We start from the raw sequence: 19,312 nt of genomic DNA on the forward strand, positions 1-19,312 counted from the left end.
CACTATTTTTGCCTATTTACGCAGTTAAACGGTGACTCTACGCATGATTATTTGTAGGAAGTACCGACAATCAGATACACCGAATCAAAGTTATCTTCGGTTCGACCATAAGCTAATATGATCGGCCCGATGGGTGAGTCGACACCCGCAAAAACAGAGCCTGCAGTATACATTGGAGCTTCATCCAGTTTTAAGTCATTGTTCGACCAAACACCACCATGTTCAATAGAGGCGCCCACGTAGAACGGAGATTCAAAGAGGCCGAAGTCATTTTCAAACCACTTATAACGGTAGATCAAACTGGTGTAAGCTAAGTTCTGACCGATCAAACTATTTCTTGGAATACCGGATAGATTAAGGAACCCTCCTAGCTCTTTCGGATCAATCGGAAAGACTGAGTTTTTACTTTCTACGATGCCGTAATCAACCTTTGCGACTAAAGTATGCTTTTCAATGCTTTGTGCTGCCATAAAATTGGCCGAAAGTTCAAAGACTGTATCACTCTCAGAAGAGAAATCTGAACCACCATTAGAGCTCTCATTCTCAAAATCGTCATGAGAGATAAGGTACTCTAAATCGACAAAATAACCTTCGGTAGGAAGACTGAAGTTATCCAAAGTATCCAATCTATAACTGGCAAAGGCACCAATACGTTTATAGCCACCACTTCCTAGTGAAGGTAATGATGCCACCTCAATACTGCCATCGGTATAACGTGCACCAAATTTCAGCTCTTGCCACAATGTCGGTTGATAGCCCAATGCAAATTCACTCAGATACTCTTGATAAGACATTGGTAAGTAGTCTTTGGTTGCATCCAGTGTAGGTTCTCCAATCTCGCCGATTCCTGCTGGCAGGTTTCGATTCTGGTTGCTGTAAGCAATAGACACAGATGTGAACAACTTTTGACTCGAAAAGAATGGTGAGAAGAGTTCCGCCTCAATGCGTTTGTCCGTTCCCATCTCGATATTAGTTCTTAGCTCTGCACCATGCTTATTAATATCGGTAAAGTTGGCAGAGACACCGAGCGAGTACTGGCTGGTTGTAGAGAAATCATCTTCAAGAAAGAATCGAAAATTGAGGTAGTTTGGACCCCAAGATTTTTCGTTCACATCGACCAGCAGTTGATCCTCACCATCAACATTTTCAAATTCATAAGTAACCAACTCGAACCGATCTAAGGCATAAAGATCTTTCACTTTAGATTCGATTTCACTGGTTTTAATAACCTGACCAGAATCGAGGTTTAAACGATTTTCGATCAACTTATCTGAATAGTGGGTGTTGTTGTTAATAACAACTCTATCAACGACAGTCTGGTCGCCATGTTTTAGCTGCTTTCGAGCTTGCTGTTTCTGATCGATATACTTTTGATAGTCTGCGTTAGAGAGCGCCAACTTAGAAAGCTGATCCGTATACTGCCTTGTTGCTTCGTATCCAGCATGATAAGCCGTCGGCATTTTATCGAACTCGGTGGTCTCCATTTGCCCAACATCAGGACGTAGGAAAAAATCATCGTCTGTTAACGTCGCGGCTTGCTCTTGAGTGCTGCGTTGAACAAGGTAATTAGAGAGTTGGTCTGCTGCGGCTAAAAAGTTAGTGAAGTCTTCTTTGCTTTTGTAGTTAGTACTGATATCAATCGCAATAACTATGTCAGCCCCCATCGCTCTAGCAACATCAACAGGCATGTTATTGGTGACACCACCATCGACCAACATTCGCCCATCAACTTCATAAGGAGGAAGTGCTCCGGGTACCGACATGCTGGCCATCATGGCATCGACAAGATGACCATGATCGATGACGACCTCTTCCAGTTCGATAATGTCAGTTGCGACTGAACGGTAGGGTATAGCAAGATGGTCAAAAGAGTCGAGTGGAGAGAGGTTACCTGTGGTCTCGCGCAGAATACGCAACATATTCTGACCTTGAACCACACCTTTTCTGGCTTTGATTTCGCCCCAACCTAAACCGAGATCGGTATTCAGTTGATAACGGTCTTCATATTCTTTGTCTCGCACACGGCGATCACTACGGTTAACGCGATCGCGATAACCACGATTCCAATCAACCGTATAAATAAAGCTCTCGATCTCATCAGCGCTCATCCCTGTCGCATAAAGACCACCAACGTATGCGCCCATGCTGGTACCGGTAATGTAATCAACCGGAATTTGCATCTCTTCTAGGGCTTTAAGCACACCGATGTGAGCTGCACCTTTTGCCCCACCACCAGCAAGAACGACAGCAACGGTTGGCCTTTTATGAGCTTGTTTAAGTTCAACATGTTCTGATGAATCAACCTGTGCTGCAGTAGCGGCAAACAGTTGAAAACTGATCACAGTACCGACAATACCCAAGCTACTCACTAACCAACGAGAAATCATTATCTAAACTATCCTTGTCATTCTTTTCTGTTATGACTTTACCACTGAAAAAGCTTCTTTAGCCACTGTTTTGGTTGACTTTCACAGCCCTTTTTAATGCTGCCACTTTCATCCCAGACCGGCAATTTGACTGTACCACCACAGTCAAACTCTAACGCCCCTTCAGAAGTTCGAGTAAAGCTAGCGGTCGCAATTCCTGTTGGCCAAGGCAGTAATAGTTGTTCAGGCGTTCTTTGCTTCAGATAATCGGCATAGACACGCAACGCACCGCTAGAACCGGTTAGTTTAGTCGGTTTATTATCATCTCGGCCTAACCAAATCGTCGTGACTTCACGACCATCAACACCCACGAACCAACTGTCTCGACTGTCATTACTTGTGCCCGTTTTACCAGCTAACCCAGCCCATGCAAACTGACCTTGTAAGAAACGACCTGTACCTTCCGATACACCCCGCTTCATCGCATAGGTTGTTAACCAAGCTGCCTGCTGGTCAACGCTTTGCGATACACGAGGAATCGATTGATACAGAACTTCGCCATCATTATCAACAACAGAACGAAGTGCAGACAAAGGCGCAATGCGACCAGAGTTGGTAATGGTTTGGTACATCTGAGCAACTTGGAACGGAGTCAGTGAGAACGAACCCAAAAACATCGACGGTACTGGGCGAATCTCATTTTTATCGACACCCAGCTTACCAATGGTGTCCGAGACGCTATCAATGCCTAACTGCATGCCTAAACGAACGGTAGGTACGTTATAAGACTTAGAAAGCGCCACATACAAGGGCACATCGCCACGGAACTTACGATCGAAGTTTCTTGGGCTCCATACGCTGCCCTTACTGCCTTTCAAGCTCAGTGGGGTGTCCTTCAATGTTGTCGCCAACGTATACTTCTGAGGTTGTTCCAATGCGGTTAAGTAGATGGCAGGCTTAACCAAAGAACCAATAGGGCGACTCGCATTCAAAGCACGGTTAAAACCATCGTAACCGGTACGTTTACCACCAACCATCGCTCGGATTTCACCAGTATTGCGATCCACGGCAATAGCTGCGGCTTCCAGTTTGTTACCTGCCGTTTTCGATAAATCAGGCACTTTACGAGCAATCGACTTTTCTAACTTGTCTTGGGAAACGGGATCCAGAGAGGTAAAGACTCGAATCCCTTTTTTCGCTTCAAATCGATCGCCTACATACTTCTTAAGCTCAATGTTTACTTGCTGGAAGTAAGCTGGCTGACGACTAGCAATACGTGGATTGTCTTGAATATCCAAATCACGACTCGCCGCTTCTTCGTATTGTCGCGGAGTTAATATGTCTTGCTGCATCAATAAGCGAAGAACCAGATCGCGTCGAGTCTTAGCACGCTCAGGGTAACGAACCGGATTGTAATACGAAGGGCCTTTCACCATACCCACCAGCAATGCTAGTTGATCGATGCGGAGCTCTTGAATAGGTTGACCGAAATACAAACGAGATGCCAAGCCGAAACCATGAATCGCTTGCCCACCATTTTGCCCAAGGTAAACCTCGTTTAAGTAAGCCTCTAGAATACGGTCTTTGCTGTAACGATGGTCCAAGATAAGCGCAATGTAGGCTTCACGAACCTTACGCCACAATGTACGTTCACTGGACAAGAACAGGTTTTTTGCCAGCTGTTGTGTCAGCGTACTACCCCCCTGTACCGTTCGCCCAGCTTTGACGTTAACGACCATTGCACGAGCGATTGCTAATGGCGATACCCCATCGTGTTGATAGAAGCTTCGGTCTTCAGTTGCTAATAAGGCATCAACCATCACTTCTGGGAACTGATTACGTTTTAAGAACAGGCGTTGCTCATCGTTACTTTTTTCAAGCATACCCAACATTTTCGGCTCAACACGTAGATAGCCCATGTCGCCTTTCTTCTCTAGCGACTGTATACGAGTTAACTCGTTACCGTTGAAATGCAGCATTACATGACGATCCGCTTCCGGTCCATCGACAAACTCGAACGGACGACGAATCATTTCAATCTTGGTTGAAGAAGAAGAGTACTCACCTGGGTGACGAGGAGAATTCACTTTACGGTAATTAAGTACATCCAGTTCATTCTTAACCTGTACCAAACTCACCGCAGTCCCCGGAGACAGATCCAACACACGAGCATAAACAACGGTTGGCAGATCAAAAAGCTGACCTTCAAAACGCTGCTTAACCACTGAATCCAGATAAATACCGACGAACAACAGCAATGCGGCAAGTGCTAAGCCAGCTTTCCAAGAAATGCCCCACAGAATCTTCAACCAACCTCTCTTGCCAGACGGCTTAGCCTTAGGTTTAGTCTTTTTCGCTGCTGATCTTGGCTTTCTAGGCTTGCCTTTGGTCGCTGGTGACTTCTTTGCTGGCGCTTTTTTAGGTGGTGCCTTTTTTGGCGTTAACATTTTGGTCATCATCGGTTCAACTGTCGTTTAGTTTTAGTGGTTGCTACATGATTAGCAGGGTCATCCGGCCAAGGATGTTTTGGGTAACGGCCTTTCATCTCTTTTTGTACTTCTTTGTACGCGCCAGCCCAAAAGCCGGCTAAATCCTGAGTAATTTGCAGTGGTCGTTGCGCAGGAGAAAGCAACTCAAGCACCACCTTTTTACGCCCTTGGGCAATCAAGGGGGAATCTTGCTCACCAAAGACTTCCTGCATTCGAACAGAGATCATTGGCTCAGATTTATATTGATAACGAATCGACTTCTTACTGCCCGTTGGCATCAGGTAATTAGTCGGTAGCCATTGATCTATTTCTTGATTCAGAGGCCAGCCAAGATAAGCCGACAATGCTTGTTCAATCGATACATTCGACAGCCCTTTGGCTGACTTAATGCCATTCAGATAGGGTGATAGCCACTCATCAAGATGTTCAATCAAACTCGCATCATCCATCGCTGGCCAATCATGCTCTGGCATCCAAAGCTGTGCGCAGCGTACACGCTCAACGAGCTGTTTAGCTGAAGACGTCCAATGTAAGCGCTCCAGTCCGCAGCGAGCGATATAATTGAGTAGCGCTTGGCTCGCCTGATTCGCATCGGGTTCTGGTAAAGCTTTGGTGCTGATAATCAGCTTACCCAGTAATACTCTTTCTTCAGCAACCAAGCGACCGCGTTTTTCATCCCAATCCGCATAATCTTCGCGTGTAAAAAGACCGGAGAATGAAGCCTCAAGCTGCACTATATCAATCGGTGTCGCTAAAAAGATCTGACTTGCTCGCCCTGCCGTACGCATCAAATCAATCACCACGATGTATTCGTTGTTTGCCAGCGGATCATCATCACGAACCTCGGCTCCATGGCCATTGGCAAGACGAAATGCACAGCCAGTCGCACTTCTCGATTGGGCAATTCGGTCTGGAAAGGCCAAGCAAAGCACTAATGGTAGCAATGATTCATCGAGTTGTGACAAATCCAGGTGATGATTGAGTTTGCTGGCGAGACTTTTCGCTCGCTGCATCACACCACTGTTTTTCGAGTGCTTTCTTTGCTTAAGTCGATGTAGCGAGTGTTGAATATCCGTCACGTTACGTTCAGGTTCTTCGAGTAAAGCGGCGGCGACAATTGCGACATTCAACAAGGCTTGGCTGTTTTGTTGCGCTTTGATCAGCATACTGGCGTTCCGTGGCTCAATACCTAAGCGCTGGGCTTGCTTTCCGACTGGAGTAAATTGCCCATTACTATCTAATAAATCAAGCTCTTGTAACAGTTCTGTCGCTTGCTCAATCGATGCCTGTGGCGGAACATCTAACCAATGAAGCTCATCGGCACTACTTGCTCCCCATTGCGTCAATTCAGCCACCAGCGAAGAGAGATCAGAATGAAGTATTTCAGGATCAGGAACGGATGGTTGTTGCATCAACTGTGTTTCACTGTACAAGCGAACACATAAGCCTTCTTCGATTCGCCCAGCACGACCCGCTCTTTGTTCTGCTGAGGATTGTGAGATTTTTACTTGCTCAAGTTTGGTGATTCCAGTTTTCAAATCGAACTTTGCTACTCGCTCCAATCCCGAATCAACAACTAAGCGAATCCCCTCAATCGTCAAAGAAGTTTCCGCAATGTTAGTGGCTAATACCACTTTTCGACGCCCTTTCACCGATGGCGCGATCGCTCTCTGCTGCTGTTCAAAACTCAATTGGCCATACAACGGACACACGTCAATATCACTGACAAGTTGCCCAAGTTGTGATTCCACTTGTTTTATCGCCGAGACACCCGGTAAGAAAGCCAAAAGTGAACCCGATTCTTTCTCCATCAGAGATTGAATCACCTTAGCCATTTTAGGTGATAAATATTCATTCGAGCCTAATGGCTGATAGTAGAAGTCGACAGGGAAAGTTCGGCCTTGCGATTCAACATACTTGGCATCAGGTAACAAAGATTGCAGAGCGTGTTGATCTAAGGTTGCCGACATCACCACCACTTTTAGATCGTCACGCAGCGCATCTTGGATCTCCAAGCTAAACGCCAATGCAGTATCTGCGTGAATGCTGCGTTCATGAAATTCATCAAAGATCACCATATCAACCCCAGTCAATTCAGGGTCGGTTTGGATCATTCTGGTCATGATCCCTTCAGTCACGATTTCCAAGCGAGTCGCACTACTGGTTTTAGATTCACCACGAACCCTAAAACCTATGCTCTCTCCCACTTTCTCTCCTAGTTGGCTCGCTAAGTAAGTAGCAATATTCCTTGCAGCCAAACGCCTTGGTTCAAGCATAATGATTTTGCCTTGAACGGCATTAGTCTTAACCAACTGTAAAGGGAAGAATGTTGACTTACCGGCACCGGGAGCGGCCTTTAGAATAAGTTGAGTGTGTGTTTGTACGCCAGCGAGCAGATCTGGCATCACAGCTTCTATGGGCAGTTGTGGCAATGGGTGAACCTTGTGGTGTAATGTTGGCAACATTGTACATAAAAACCTACCTGTCTAAATAAGTAATATGCACTTCAATCCTCCATTAGAGCCAGCGACTCTTATTAAACGCTATAAACGCTTTCTCACTGACATCCAACTTCCAGACGGCAGCGAGCGTACTATCCACTGCGCTAACACCGGAGCGATGACAGGATGTGCGACTCCTGGCAATACGGTGTGGTACTCAACGTCAGACAATGCAAAAAGAAAGTACCCAAACAGCTGGGAGATCTCAGAAACAGACAAAGGTCACCGTATTTGTGTAAATACTGCGCGGGCAAACCAGCTAGCGGTGGAAGCAATTGAAAATGGGACTATAGTTGAACTCTTAGGTTATAACGCGTTACGAACCGAAGTGAAATATGGCAGTGAGAATAGTCGCATTGATATTCTGCTTGAAGATAACGAAAAGCCGCCTTGCTATATCGAAGTAAAAAGCGTCACTTTGCTCGACGAAGAAGTGTCAACTAAGCAACAAATATCAACTAAACAACAAGCGTCGACCGAAGGGCAAGGTTTTTTCCCTGATGCAGTGACAACTAGAGGCCAAAAACACCTGCGAGAACTCACAGAAATGGTCGAATCTGGAAGTAGAGCCGTACTTTTATTCACTGTTTTACATTCAGGCATTGAAAAAGTGTCTGCGGCACACCATATAGACGCCAAATATTCGTTATTACTAAAACAAGCACAAGACGCTGGAGTTGAAGTGCTTTGCTATAAAGCAGAGCTCAGCAGTACTCAAATACAACTAAAACAAGCCGTTGAATTTATCAATAGCTAAGCAAAAATGCTGAACTATTCACATTGATTGCAAGTTTTAACAAGAGTATTTGCCACCATTCGTTCTTTCTGCTATAGATACCCGCCTTAAAATTAGCTGCTTTGCAGTTGACTAGGTGTAAATAGGAGATGCTGTATGCCAGAATCTAAGAAAAAAGCGCTAGGCATCCTAGCCATCGCAGGTGTTGAACCGTACCAAGCAAAGACAGGTGAAGAGTACATGTCACCTGAGCAAACGGAACATTTTACAAAAATTTTATCAGCTTGGCGCAACCAGCTCAGGGAAGAAGTTGATCGTACAGTGCACCACATGCAGGACGAAGCAGCGAATTTTCCAGATCCTGTTGACCGAGCTTCTCAAGAAGAAGAATTCAGCCTAGAGTTACGTAACCGTGACCGTGAGCGCCGTCTTATCAAGAAAATTGAGAAGACACTAGATAAGATCGAAGAAGACGATTTCGGCTTCTGCGACTCTTGCGGTGTCGAGATTGGTATTCGTCGTCTTGAAGCTCGTCCAACTGCTGACCTTTGTATTGACTGTAAAACACTTGCAGAGATCAAAGAGAAACAGATGCAAGGTTAATTCTTGCGGATGTAAAGAAAGGGAGCTTTGGCTCCCTTTTTTGTTTGTTTTAAAAAGTGGTTTATATCGTTGTTGATAGCGATAAACTAATCACCAAACGTCTTAAGAATCGGCTACTGCGGTACCATCAAGATTAGGTTTCTCACTCATGAATTATATCGGACGCTTTGCACCATCACCGTCAGGTCCTCTTCATTTTGGCTCACTGGTTGCTGCTCTTGGTAGCTACTTTCAAGCGAAATCTAACCAAGGACAATGGTTAGTTCGTATGGAAGACCTCGATCCGCCAAGAGAAATGGCTGGCGCTGCAGACCTCATTCTTAAGACGCTTGAGGCTTACCACCTGTATTGGGACGGTGAAGTCGTTTATCAAAGCCAGCGTCATGACCTATATCAAGCTCAAATTGATCAATGGGTCACTGACAATCAGGCCTACTACTGTCAATGTACCCGTAAGCAAATAAAGTCCTTGGGTGGGTTTTATAGTGGCCACTGCCGAGACAAAGGTTTGGTTGATTCAGGCGAACAGGCGGTGCGCTTGTGTATGGACTTTCCCATCGAGTCCTTTGACGATGTTCGTCACGGCACGATTCAAATTCCCAAAGCATTGGCTGAAGAAGATTTTATTATCAAGCGCAGAGATGGGTTGTTTGCCTATAACTTGGCAGTTGTCCTTGATGACATCGAACAAGGGGTAACAGAAGTCGTTAGAGGTGCAGATCTGATAGAACCAACAGGTCGACAAATCAGTTTGTATAAGACGCTCAAGCAAAAAAACGTGAGCTACTTGCACTTACCATTGGCAACCGATGGCTTGGGGAATAAACTGTCAAAACAAAATCATGCCACCGCGATAGATCTCGACAACCCAAAACCGACGTTAATCAATGCGATGCGATTCTTAGGTTTTAATATCCCGAATGCTCTTTTCGAGGCGTCAATAGATGAAATTTTATTGTGGGGCTGCCAGCAATGGAACGTCTATCAGTTACCTGATAGTTTACAAAAAGAGCACAGCAATGAGTTCGAAACTAACGGCAAATCGCAATAACGATACATAAAAATACCGTAACAAATACCTGTGACTAAGCAGACGATGTTCTCAAATGGCTCGCGCTAAGCTATTATTAGCCGCAATTAAACTCTGCACTACCACTTTGGACTAAGAGAAAAACAAAGCTGGCGATACCTACTTTGTTATAAACTAATGAATACAAACGACAATACCCCAAGCGAACAACGCGGATTCCACGAATTAGCTCTGAATATTTATACTCGTCAAGAGCACAATATTTCACGCAAGCAGATCAGCGACAATGCACTTAAAGTGTTATATCGCCTGAATGGTGCGGGTTTTGACGCATTTCTAGTCGGTGGTGGTGTACGCGACATCTTATTGGGCTCTCAGCCAAAAGATTTTGATATCGCGACCAACGCAACGCCAGAGCAAATCAAGCACCTATTCAGAAACTGTCGCCTTATCGGTCGACGTTTTCGCTTGGCACATATCATGTTTGGTCGTGACATCATTGAAGTAGCAACTTTCCGTGGCCACCACCAAGAGCCATCGAAAAACGTTTCTGCGCAATCTGAAGAAGGTATGTTGCTACGCGATAACGTGTACGGCAATGTTGATGAAGATGCAGAACGTCGTGACTTCACAATCAATGCGATGTACTACAACATTGCAGACTATAGCATCCACGATTACGCGGGTGGTGTAGAAGATTTAGAAGATAAGCTGATCCGCCTGATTGGCGATCCAGAAACGCGTTACCGCGAAGACCCAGTACGCATGCTACGTGCAATGCGCTTCGCCGCTAAACTGGATTTTGATATTGAGGAAGATACAGCCGACCCAATTGAAGAGTTAGCACACCTTCTAAAAGATATCCCAGCAGCGCGCCTTTACGAAGAGTCTCTAAAATTACTGCAATCAGGTCACGGTTTAGAAACCTACCACTTGATGCGTGAGTACAACCTGTTCCAGCAGATGTTCCCTTCAGTAGCGGAACACTTCACAGAAGGCTACGACTCACATACCGAGCAGATGCTTGATTTGGTACTCGACTCGACTGACCTTCGCATCGAAGATGGCAAGCGAGTAAACCCCGCGTTTATGTTTGCTGCAATGCTTTGGTACCCAATGAACAAGTTGGCAGACAAGCTTGTCGCTGAACAGGGTATGGCGCACTACGATGCGATCATGGAAGCAAGTAACATCATTCTTGATCGACAAGTAAAATCAATTGCGATTCCTCGTCGCCATACCGCAACCATTCGCGAAGTTTGGCAACTGCAACTACGACTGCCTCGCCGCAACGGTAAACGTGCCGTTCGCCTGATGGAACTCAATAAGTTCCGTGCTGGCTACGATTTCCTAGAAATGCGTGGCGAAATTGAAGGTGGCGAAACCAAAGAACTAGCAAAATGGTGGGAGCGTTATCAGACAGCAGGACGCAATATGCGTCAAGCGATGGCTAATGACGTAGCAGCACCATCAAAGTCGGGTCATCGCCGCCGTAAGACTTACAGGAACAAAAAGAGTAAGCAATCAGAATGATAACGGCTTACATTGCGGTCGGCAGTAATCTTGCCGACCCTGTTAGCCAAGCAAACTTGGCTATCGAAACGCTAAAGAATCTTCCGCGAACAACGTTTGTTGCGACCTCACAGCTATATAGTAGCACTCCAATGGGGCCGCAAAACCAACCCGACTACATCAACGCGGTAGTAGCAATTAAAACAGAATTAACGCCAATTGAACTGCTTGATTGCACTCAAAAGATCGAGCAAGAGCAAGGGCGCGTCCGTAAAGACGAGCGTTGGGGTCCAAGAACCTTGGATCTCGATATCGTGTTATACGGCAATGAGGTGATCGATTCAGAGCGCTTAACCGTTCCTCATTACGGAATGAAAGAAAGAGAGTTTGTGCTCTACCCGCTTGCTGAAATCGCACCAAGTTTACAACTCCCTGATGGGACTGAGCTGACAGAACTACTAAAAATAGTAGATAAGAACGGGCTCAATGTTTGGCAGCAATAGCCAAGCGCATTAAGGAAAATCAATGAAAAAAGTAACCATTAACGACCTAATCAAGTGCAAACAAGAAGGCCGTAAATTCGCGACGTCGACAGCTTATGATGCGAGTTTTGCTCAATTATTCGAAAGCCAAGATATGCCAGTTCTACTTGTCGGTGACTCACTTGGCATGGTTCTACAAGGTCGTAACGATACATTACCAGTAACCGTTGAAGATATTGCTTACCATACTCGCTCAGTGCGTGCCGGTAGCCCAAACTGTCTTCTTATGGCTGACATGCCATTCATGAGTTACGCCACACCAGAGCAAGCCTGTGAGAACGCAGCAACCTTAATGCGCGCTGGTGCGAATATGGTGAAAATCGAAGGCGGAAGCTGGTTGATTGAAACTGTGAAGATGCTAACAGAACGTGCTGTACCAGTATGTGCACACTTAGGCTTAACGCCTCAATCGGTAAACATTTTTGGTGGTTACAAAGTTCAAGGTCGTGACAACGAGCAAGCCGATAAAATGGTTGCTGATGCGCTAGCACTACAAAATGCAGGTGCTCAAATCGTTCTTCTTGAATGTGTACCAGCTTCATTAGCAAAAAGAATTACAGAAGCTTGTGACGTACCGGTTATCGGCATCGGCGCAGGTAATGTTACCGATGGTCAGATCTTGGTTATGCATGACATGTTCGGTATTTCTGCGAACTACATGCCGAAATTCTCTAAGAATTTCCTAGCTGAAACAGGTGATATGCGTAAAGCCGTCGCTCTATACAAAGAAGAAGTAGAGAGCGCACGTTTCCCTGATGATGCTCATACAATCGCTTAGGAGTAACTATGCAAACTTTTGCTGAAATAGCGGCTCTTCGTGAGCAGATTAAACAGTTTAAGCGTGATGGACGTACGGTTGCTTTTGTCCCAACAATGGGAAACCTACATGAAGGTCACCTAACTCTGGTCAAGAAAGCTCGTGAACTGGCTGACATTGTTGTTGTAAGCATTTTTGTTAACCCAATGCAGTTTGATCGCGCCGACGACCTAAATAACTACCCTCGTACGTTAGAAGCCGATTTAAACAAACTAACAGGAGAAGGTGTTGAGTTAGTCTTTACGCCAACACCAGAGGTTATGTACCCAGATGGATTGGACAAACAGACGTTTGTTGAAGTCCCTGGTATATCTCATATGCTTGAAGGTGCCTCTCGCCCAGGTCATTTCCGCGGTGTATCAACAATTGTCACGAAACTGTTTAATATCGTTCAGCCAGACTTTGCATGCTTCGGTGAGAAAGATTTCCAACAACTTGCTGTGATTCGCCAGATGACAACTGACTTAGCGCTAGACATTGAAGTTGTGGGCGTAGCGACTGTTCGTGAAATGGATGGTTTAGCCATGAGCTCTCGCAATAGCAACCTAACGATTGATGAACGTCAGCGAGCTCCAGTTCTAGCGCGCACTATGCGTTGGATCAGCAGTGCTATTCGTGGTGGTCGTGATGATTACGCGTCTGTCATTGAAGATGCAACAGACCAACTACGCGCAGCAGACCTACAACCGGATGAAATATTCATTTGTGATGTAAAAACGTTACAAGCGATCACTTCAGAATCGACTCAAGCAGTGATTCTAATGTCGGCTTTCCTAGGTAAGACTCGTCTTATCGACAACCAAGTTTTAGATTTGGTCACGGAAACGAAAGAAGAAGTGAAAGAAGAAACTGCTGAGTAATCGCTTTCTTCTCTTTACGTAAACCAGGTTATACCGCAAAGCACAAATGAAAAACATAAAAAAGGTCGATGTAATATCGACCTTTTTCTTTGCCTGCGATTCAGGATAATTAATAGCTCCTAGATAACTAATAGATCCTGGATAACTAATAGCTCTTGGATAACTAAAAGTTAACTACGTAAGCCGATCCCCTTTGTAACTAAGTAATGTGCAATGCCATACAGCACGACAATAAACACACCTAGTACGCCAAACGACGTCACAATACCCACATCAGACACCCCCAAAAAACCATATCTAAACGCGTTTACCATATACACGATAGGGTTCAACTTCGATACACCTTGCCAGAATTCAGGCAATAGACTGATCGAGTAGAACACACCACCGAGATACGTCAGCGGCGTTAAAATGAAGGTTGGGATAATAGAAATATCATCAAACGTGCGTGCGAATACCGCGTTGATCAAGCCACCCAGAGCAAACACAACCGACGTGAGAAATACCGTCGCAATGATCACGCCCCAGTGGTCGACTTGAAGGTCAACAAAGAACAGCGATACAAAGGTGACGATAGTGCCCACTAACAAGCCACGCACCACGCCGCCCATTACGAAGCCGGCGATAATCACGTAGTTAGGAACAGGTGCTACAAGCAGCTCTTCAATGTTCTTCTGGAATTTGGCACTAAAGAACGATGAAGCAACGTTGGAATATGAGTTGGTGATCACCGACATCATGATCAGACCGGGCACAATGTATTCCATGTAGCTAAAGCCATTCATTTCACCAATACGCGCACCAATCAGGTTACCGAAGATGATGAAGTAAAGCGTCATGGTAATCGCTGGCGGCACCAGAGTTTGCACCCAGATACGCGTGAAGCGATTGATCTCTTTGGTCAACAAGCTGCAGAAAGCGGTCCAATATAGGCTGTACATATTATTTATTCCCCTCACGGACGATACTCACAAATAGCTCTTCTAGGCGGTTTGCTTTGTTACGCATAGAGAGAACTTTTACCTGCTGCTCACTCAATTGATCAAAGATGGTATTCAAACCTCGATTCTTGTCGATTTCGATTTCTAGCGAGCCATTAACCATCACTTGGCTATTCACACCTTCAAGTTTAGGTTCAGTCGCACCCTCTTCAAGATCAAGAATAAAGGTCTCGGCACTCAACTTACCCAACAGCGACTTCATTGTGGTGTTCTCAATCAACTCACCACGATTGATGATACCAATGTTACGACACAGCATTTCCGCTTCTTCTAGATAGTGCGTAGTTAAAATAATGGTGATGCCCTGCTTCTCGTTGATCTCCTTGAGGAATTCCCACATTGAACGACGCAATTCAATATCAACACCCGCCGTTGGTTCATCAAGAATTAACAAATGAGGCTCATGCATCAGTGCACGCGCGATCATCAAACGACGCTTCATACCACCAGATAAGTTACGCGCACGTTCGCCACGCTTTTCCCACAAATCGAGCTGAGATAAGTACTTTTTAGCGCGTTCTTTAGCAAGAGCTTTCGGTACACCGTAGTAACCGGCTTGTTGTAGCACGATCTGCTCAACCGTTTCGAACGGGTTAAAGTTAAACTCTTGCGGGACTAAACCTAAGTTCAACTTCGCTAACTCCAGATCGGTATCAATGTCGTAGCCAAACACTTTCACCTTGCCTGACGTTTTATTAACCAGTGAAGAGATAACACCAATGGTGGTGGATTTACCCGCACCATTTGGGCCAAGTAGTGCGTAAAAGTCGCCTTTTTCTACTTGTAAACTCACGCCCTTAAGAGCCTCAAAGCCCCCTGCATAAGTTTTTCTTAGTTGCTCAATTTCTAATGCATACATAGAGATAGACTGCCATTTGCTATAGATAAGATGTTGATGGCCGAATTTGAGGAAGAGAGTAATGCTTAATACGAGCTAGCAGAAAACTAACTCAAACTTGTTTACTCGGCCATTTTGCAAACAAGTTTATCGTTGATTAACGATTAATACAAATACCGAGTGAGGCTTTCTTTCGAAAGCGAACAAGAATATTAGGTACGTAAAGAGCTATTCAGTGTTCAGTGTTCGGTAAACATAAAAAATGCCGTTAAGTTATTAACTTAACGGCATTAATCACAAATACTATATTTGGCGTCTATAACTGATTCATGTGAAATTATTGCTGAAGATTAAACTGACTCAAATTGATGTTCATCTCTATCAACATAGCTTGTTGCAGCTGTCAGGGCTTCATATCTGAATCGATAAGTATTGGATTCAGGTACAAGGTCAATCACATGGAATTTTTCTAATTGCTGACGAGTATTCTCATTAGGACACAATAAGTACACTTCACACTGCGCATCTAGGGCATCTTTAATCGCATTTTCTAGCGCTAAACCAACGGTAACATCAATCATAGGCACATCAGTTAGATCTAAGATCATCGCTTCATAATCAGAAATACTCGAGTGTTGACGTGAAATCGCTTTTGAAACACTGAATATCATCGGCCCAGAAAGGTAGAAGAACAGCACTTTACCATTGGCACTATCCAGTAACTGACGTTCACTGTCAGTTAATGGGATATCGTCTTCATCATCGCCATCACTGATCGCCTTAACTTGTCTAGCTTGCTCTCGACTCAGCCTTTCAATGATCAGAATGTTTGAGATAAAAACGCCCAGCCCGACCGCAATAATTAAATCAACGAATACGGTTAATAACATCACACCGTACATGACACCCATGCCGGCATAACTCACCTTGTGTGCGCGCTGAATAAAACTCCAATCAAGGATGTTGAAACCGACATACATCGCGATACCAGCCAACACCGCCATAGGGATCGGTTCTGTTAAGCCTCCCGCAACCAATACCACTAGCGCAAGCACCAAAGCACGAATAACACCAGAAAGCGGAGAACGAGCCCCTACCTGAATGTTGGTCACGGTGCCCATGGTTGCGCCCGCACCGGGTAGCGCACCAAACAGACCAGAAATCATATTCGCAATGCCTTGGCCACGAAGTTCTTTGTCTGAATCATGCTCTTTACGAGTCAATGAATCTCCGATAACCGCAGTCAAAAGCGTATCAATACAACCAAGAGTACCTAGCACCAAAGCATCGATAACCATTGTGGTGAATTGCTCAGAGCTGATAGTCGGAATAACAAGAGAAGGTAAGCCTGCGGGAATTTCACCAATACGGCGAATAGAATCGGTATCAAAGATAATAACGGATAAGAGCGTTACAGCCACTAAAGCGACCAATTGAGCGGGCACATACTTACGATATTTAGCAGGAAAACCGAAAAGGATACCAAGCGTTAACACCCCCAAAAACAGCTCACTGACTTTCAGATTTGCTAGCGTATCAGGAAGTGCCGAAAGTGTGCCCATCACTCCGCCAGAAGGGGCTGCGTGCCCTAGCAAAGGAGAAAGTTGCAGAATGACAAGAATCACGCCGATACCGGACATAAAGCCAGATATCACGCTATATGGCATCAAAGTGACGTACTTTCCTAGTTTTAATGTACCGAGTAATATCTGAAAAGCACCCGCCATCATTACCACGGTAAAGGTCATTGCCATCCCGGTTTCAGGGTACTTGGCCACCATGCTGGTCATTACTGCCGTCATGATCACTGTCATCGGCCCGGTAGGCTCTGATATCAAGCTGCTTGAGCCACCAAACAATGCCGCAAATAGGCCCACCATGATGGCGCCCCAAAGGCCAGCTTCCGCGCCCGCACCAGAAGCGACACCAAATGCCAACGCTAAAGGCAATGAGATGATGGCTGTAGTTACACCGCCAAACATATCTCCTTTGAGATTGATATCCGTAAAACGACTTCCAAACAAAACACACCTTCCTGATGATGAAATGACAAACCTTATCACTTTAACAAATGTATCAACGGTTCAGAAAGTGTTAATTTAATCACACTATTCGTCTCTTATATTCGGATTATGCCTTTTACGCTAAGTTAATGATTTTAACGACTAGTACACGTCAGATGAGTACTATTTGACACAGTTTTTACAAGATTGAATTTGTAACATTGTGTATAGTTAGAGTTCTTAATTAAGGGATGTAAGACGCAAAATGCCAGAGATTAAACAGCTTTTTGAAAACAACTCTAAATGGTCAGAAGAAATTCGCTCTCAACGACCAGAGTATTTTACAACGCTTGAAGAGGGTCAAAGCCCTGGTTTTCTATGGATAGGCTGCTCAGATAGCCGCGTTCCAGCCGAGCGTCTCACTGGTTTGTATTCTGGCGAACTGTTTGTTCACCGAAATGTCGCTAATCAAGTAGTTCATACCGACCTAAACTGCTTATCAGTAGTGCAATACGCTGTCGATGTACTCAAAGTGAAACACGTTATTGTTTGTGGTCACTACGGCTGTGGCGGTGTTAACGCAGCGATAGATAACCCTAAACTGGGTCTTATCAACAACTGGCTACTCCACATACGCGATAACTATCTTAAGTACCGTAAGCAAATTGAATCTCTGCCTCGTGAACAATGGGGTGACAAGTTATGCGAAATTAACGTTGCAGAACAAGTCTACAATCTTGGTAACTCGACCATCATGCAAAGCGCATGGGAACGTGGACAAGATATTGAAATCCACGGTGTGGTTTATGGTATTGGTAATGGCAAGCTGCAAGATCTTGGTGTTCGTTGCTCAAGTAATGATACTTTAGAAAACAGCCATTTAGCGGCGCTTGATAAAATCCTATCGTCTCCAATCCTAGGTTAATTCTTAACGTCTAACCAATAGATATAAGAAAGAATAGATATAAAAAAGGCTCGCGTTTTGCGAGCCTTTTTTGTTTGTGTTGTACCGTCCTAAATATGGTTGACACATTTCCAACATGAAATTGGAGAGTGTCATGAAAACAACAAGTAGACGTACTCAACGAGATTATTCTCTTGCCTTTAAATTGGCAGTCGTAAGCCAAGTTGAAAAAGGCGAAATGACTTATAAGCAAGCTCAAGAACGTTATGGGATCCAAGGTCGCTCTACCGTTTTAGTTTGGCTTCGCAAACATGGTCAACTAGATTGGTCTAAAGGAATAGAACAATCGAGAGCGTTAGGAGCGACTATGTCAAACTCTTCCTCAACTCAAACCCCAGAGCAACGAATCAAAGAGCTCGAGCAGCAATTAGAAGAGACTCAGCTCAAAGCTGAGTTCTTTGAAGCGGTTGTAAAAGTCATGGATCGAGATTTCGGTGTCCGAATCTCAAAGAAGCGCAAGGCCGAGTTATTAAGGAAAAAACGGTCAGAAAGTTGACCGTCACTAAAGCTTGTCACTTCATAGGTATTACACGACAAGCTTTCTACAAGCGCTGTGTTGCAGAAATTCATCAGACAAAGAAAGATGAATCAGTACTCGGTTTTGTGAAGGAGCAAAGGATGATGCACCCTCGTATAGGGACTCGTAAGATCAAGTATTTACTTGCTCAGAACGATATTGAAATCGGGCGAGACCGCTTATTCTCTCTGCTGAGAATGAATCGATTATTAGTGCAGAATCGAAGGGCTTATCATCGAACCACAAACAGTAATCATCGCTTTTACTGCCATCCGAATCGTGTCAAAGAAGGCTTAATACCGGAAAGACCAGAGCAATTATGGGTTGCCGATATTACTTATCTAGCAACGCGGCGTGGTAGTACTTATCTCAGTTTAGTGACGGACGCTTACTCAAGAAAAATCGTGGGCTATCACATAAGTGATGATATGAAGGCTCGCACGGTCAAGCAGGCCTTTTTAAACGCGTTGAAAGAACGGAAGAATACAGGTGAGCTTGTACATCACTCAGATCGAGGTGTTCAGTACTGCTCT

The 19,312-nt window shown here is 44.8% G+C and carries 14 protein-coding genes and 1 pseudogene; 9 read left to right on the forward strand and 6 right to left on the reverse strand.

Annotation, left to right across the window (positions count from 1 at the left end):
* Positions 1–47: 47 nt before the first annotated feature.
* Genes AB6E08_RS03455 through hrpB form a run of 3 tightly spaced genes read right to left on the reverse strand, consistent with a single transcriptional unit; the run spans position 48 to position 7,260 of the window.
* Positions 48–2,387: a patatin-like phospholipase family protein gene (locus AB6E08_RS03455; RefSeq protein ID WP_017101955.1), complete on the reverse strand. Its 2,340-nt coding sequence runs from the start codon at positions 2,385–2,387 to the stop codon at positions 48–50.
* A gap of 38 nt (positions 2,388–2,425) precedes the next feature.
* Positions 2,426–4,825: a penicillin-binding protein 1B gene (mrcB, locus tag AB6E08_RS03460; RefSeq protein ID WP_012604726.1), complete on the reverse strand. Its 2,400-nt coding sequence runs from the start codon at positions 4,823–4,825 to the stop codon at positions 2,426–2,428.
* Positions 4,822–7,260 carry an ATP-dependent helicase HrpB gene (hrpB, locus tag AB6E08_RS03465; protein WP_032499482.1) on the reverse strand — a complete coding sequence of 813 codons (2,439 nt, stop codon included), beginning with the start codon at positions 7,258–7,260 and terminating at the stop codon, positions 4,822–4,824. Before hrpB ends, mrcB begins: the two co-directional genes overlap by 4 nt.
* A 94-nt stretch (positions 7,261–7,354) precedes the next feature.
* Here hrpB and sfsA point away from each other — a divergent pair, with 94 nt between their 5' ends.
* The 7 genes from sfsA to panC all read left to right on the forward strand — a co-directional run bounded on the left by sfsA (position 7,355) and on the right by panC (position 13,456).
* Positions 7,355–8,113 (forward strand): DNA/RNA nuclease SfsA, encoded by a 759-nt coding sequence (sfsA, locus tag AB6E08_RS03470; RefSeq protein ID WP_009847580.1) that lies wholly within the window; start codon positions 7,355–7,357, stop codon positions 8,111–8,113.
* 135 nt (positions 8,114–8,248) lie between these two features.
* Positions 8,249–8,695: an RNA polymerase-binding protein DksA gene (gene dksA, locus AB6E08_RS03475; protein WP_009847581.1), complete on the forward strand. Its 447-nt coding sequence runs from the start codon at positions 8,249–8,251 to the stop codon at positions 8,693–8,695.
* Between the two features lie 148 nt (positions 8,696–8,843).
* Positions 8,844–9,746: a tRNA glutamyl-Q(34) synthetase GluQRS gene (gluQRS, locus tag AB6E08_RS03480; protein ID WP_009847582.1), complete on the forward strand. Its 903-nt coding sequence runs from the start codon at positions 8,844–8,846 to the stop codon at positions 9,744–9,746.
* Between the two features lie 156 nt (positions 9,747–9,902).
* Positions 9,903–11,258, forward strand: a complete 1,356-nt coding sequence (pcnB, locus tag AB6E08_RS03485) for a polynucleotide adenylyltransferase PcnB (RefSeq protein WP_009847583.1) — start codon at positions 9,903–9,905, stop codon at positions 11,256–11,258.
* Positions 11,255–11,740 carry a 2-amino-4-hydroxy-6-hydroxymethyldihydropteridine diphosphokinase gene (folK, locus tag AB6E08_RS03490; protein ID WP_009847584.1) on the forward strand — a complete coding sequence of 162 codons (486 nt, stop codon included), beginning with the start codon at positions 11,255–11,257 and terminating at the stop codon, positions 11,738–11,740. The genes pcnB and folK overlap by 4 nt, the downstream gene beginning before the upstream one ends.
* A gap of 22 nt (positions 11,741–11,762) precedes the next feature.
* Entirely contained in the window at positions 11,763–12,557 is a 795-nt protein-coding gene (gene panB, locus AB6E08_RS03495) for a 3-methyl-2-oxobutanoate hydroxymethyltransferase (RefSeq protein WP_009847585.1), read from the forward strand.
* A gap of 8 nt (positions 12,558–12,565) precedes the next feature.
* Positions 12,566–13,456, forward strand: coding sequence for a pantoate--beta-alanine ligase (gene panC / locus AB6E08_RS03500; RefSeq protein WP_009847586.1), 891 nt, complete (start codon positions 12,566–12,568; stop codon positions 13,454–13,456).
* A 170-nt stretch (positions 13,457–13,626) separates the two neighbouring features.
* Here the strand turns inward: panC and AB6E08_RS03505 are convergent, their stop codons facing one another.
* The 3 genes from AB6E08_RS03505 to AB6E08_RS03515 all read right to left on the reverse strand — a co-directional run bounded on the left by AB6E08_RS03505 (position 13,627) and on the right by AB6E08_RS03515 (position 17,277).
* Entirely contained in the window at positions 13,627–14,397 is a 771-nt protein-coding gene (locus tag AB6E08_RS03505; RefSeq protein ID WP_009847587.1) for an ABC transporter permease, read from the reverse strand.
* A gap of 1 nt (position 14,398) precedes the next feature.
* Positions 14,399–15,316 carry an ABC transporter ATP-binding protein gene (locus AB6E08_RS03510; protein WP_009847588.1) on the reverse strand — a complete coding sequence of 306 codons (918 nt, stop codon included), beginning with the start codon at positions 15,314–15,316 and terminating at the stop codon, positions 14,399–14,401.
* 329 nt (positions 15,317–15,645) lie between these two features.
* Positions 15,646–17,277 (reverse strand): SulP family inorganic anion transporter, encoded by a 1,632-nt coding sequence (locus AB6E08_RS03515; RefSeq protein ID WP_029225614.1) that lies wholly within the window; start codon positions 17,275–17,277, stop codon positions 15,646–15,648.
* A 286-nt stretch (positions 17,278–17,563) separates the two neighbouring features.
* Here AB6E08_RS03515 and can point away from each other — a divergent pair, with 286 nt between their 5' ends.
* Positions 17,564–18,223 (forward strand): carbonate dehydratase, encoded by a 660-nt coding sequence (gene can / locus AB6E08_RS03520; protein ID WP_009847590.1) that lies wholly within the window; start codon positions 17,564–17,566, stop codon positions 18,221–18,223.
* A 133-nt stretch (positions 18,224–18,356) separates the two neighbouring features.
* A pseudogene (locus tag AB6E08_RS03525) lies at positions 18,357–19,312 on the forward strand (IS3 family transposase); the annotation flags it as partial.

Source organism: Vibrio sp. 10N.247.310.24 (genome assembly GCF_041467175.1).
GTDB lineage: Bacteria > Pseudomonadota > Gammaproteobacteria > Enterobacterales > Vibrionaceae > Vibrio > Vibrio tasmaniensis_A.

Coding starts and splice junctions, on each gene's coding strand:
- AB6E08_RS03455 (WP_017101955.1), bottom strand. CDS start 2,387: ATGATTTCTCGTTGGTTAGTGAGTAGCTTGGGTATTGTCGGTACTGTG.
- mrcB (WP_012604726.1), bottom strand. CDS start 4,825: ATGATGACCAAAATGTTAACGCCAAAAAAGGCACCACCTAAAAAAGCG.
- hrpB (WP_032499482.1), bottom strand. CDS start 7,260: ATGCCAGATCTGCTCGCTGGCGTACAAACACACACTCAACTTATTCTA.
- sfsA (WP_009847580.1), top strand. CDS start 7,355: ATGCACTTCAATCCTCCATTAGAGCCAGCGACTCTTATTAAACGCTAT.
- dksA (WP_009847581.1), top strand. CDS start 8,249: ATGCCAGAATCTAAGAAAAAAGCGCTAGGCATCCTAGCCATCGCAGGT.
- gluQRS (WP_009847582.1), top strand. CDS start 8,844: ATGAATTATATCGGACGCTTTGCACCATCACCGTCAGGTCCTCTTCAT.
- pcnB (WP_009847583.1), top strand. CDS start 9,903: ATGAATACAAACGACAATACCCCAAGCGAACAACGCGGATTCCACGAA.
- folK (WP_009847584.1), top strand. CDS start 11,255: ATGATAACGGCTTACATTGCGGTCGGCAGTAATCTTGCCGACCCTGTT.
- panB (WP_009847585.1), top strand. CDS start 11,763: ATGAAAAAAGTAACCATTAACGACCTAATCAAGTGCAAACAAGAAGGC.
- panC (WP_009847586.1), top strand. CDS start 12,566: ATGCAAACTTTTGCTGAAATAGCGGCTCTTCGTGAGCAGATTAAACAG.
- AB6E08_RS03505 (WP_009847587.1), bottom strand. CDS start 14,397: ATGTACAGCCTATATTGGACCGCTTTCTGCAGCTTGTTGACCAAAGAG.
- AB6E08_RS03510 (WP_009847588.1), bottom strand. CDS start 15,316: ATGTATGCATTAGAAATTGAGCAACTAAGAAAAACTTATGCAGGGGGC.
- AB6E08_RS03515 (WP_029225614.1), bottom strand. CDS start 17,277: ATGTTTGGCGGTGTAACTACAGCCATCATCTCATTGCCTTTAGCGTTG.
- can (WP_009847590.1), top strand. CDS start 17,564: ATGCCAGAGATTAAACAGCTTTTTGAAAACAACTCTAAATGGTCAGAA.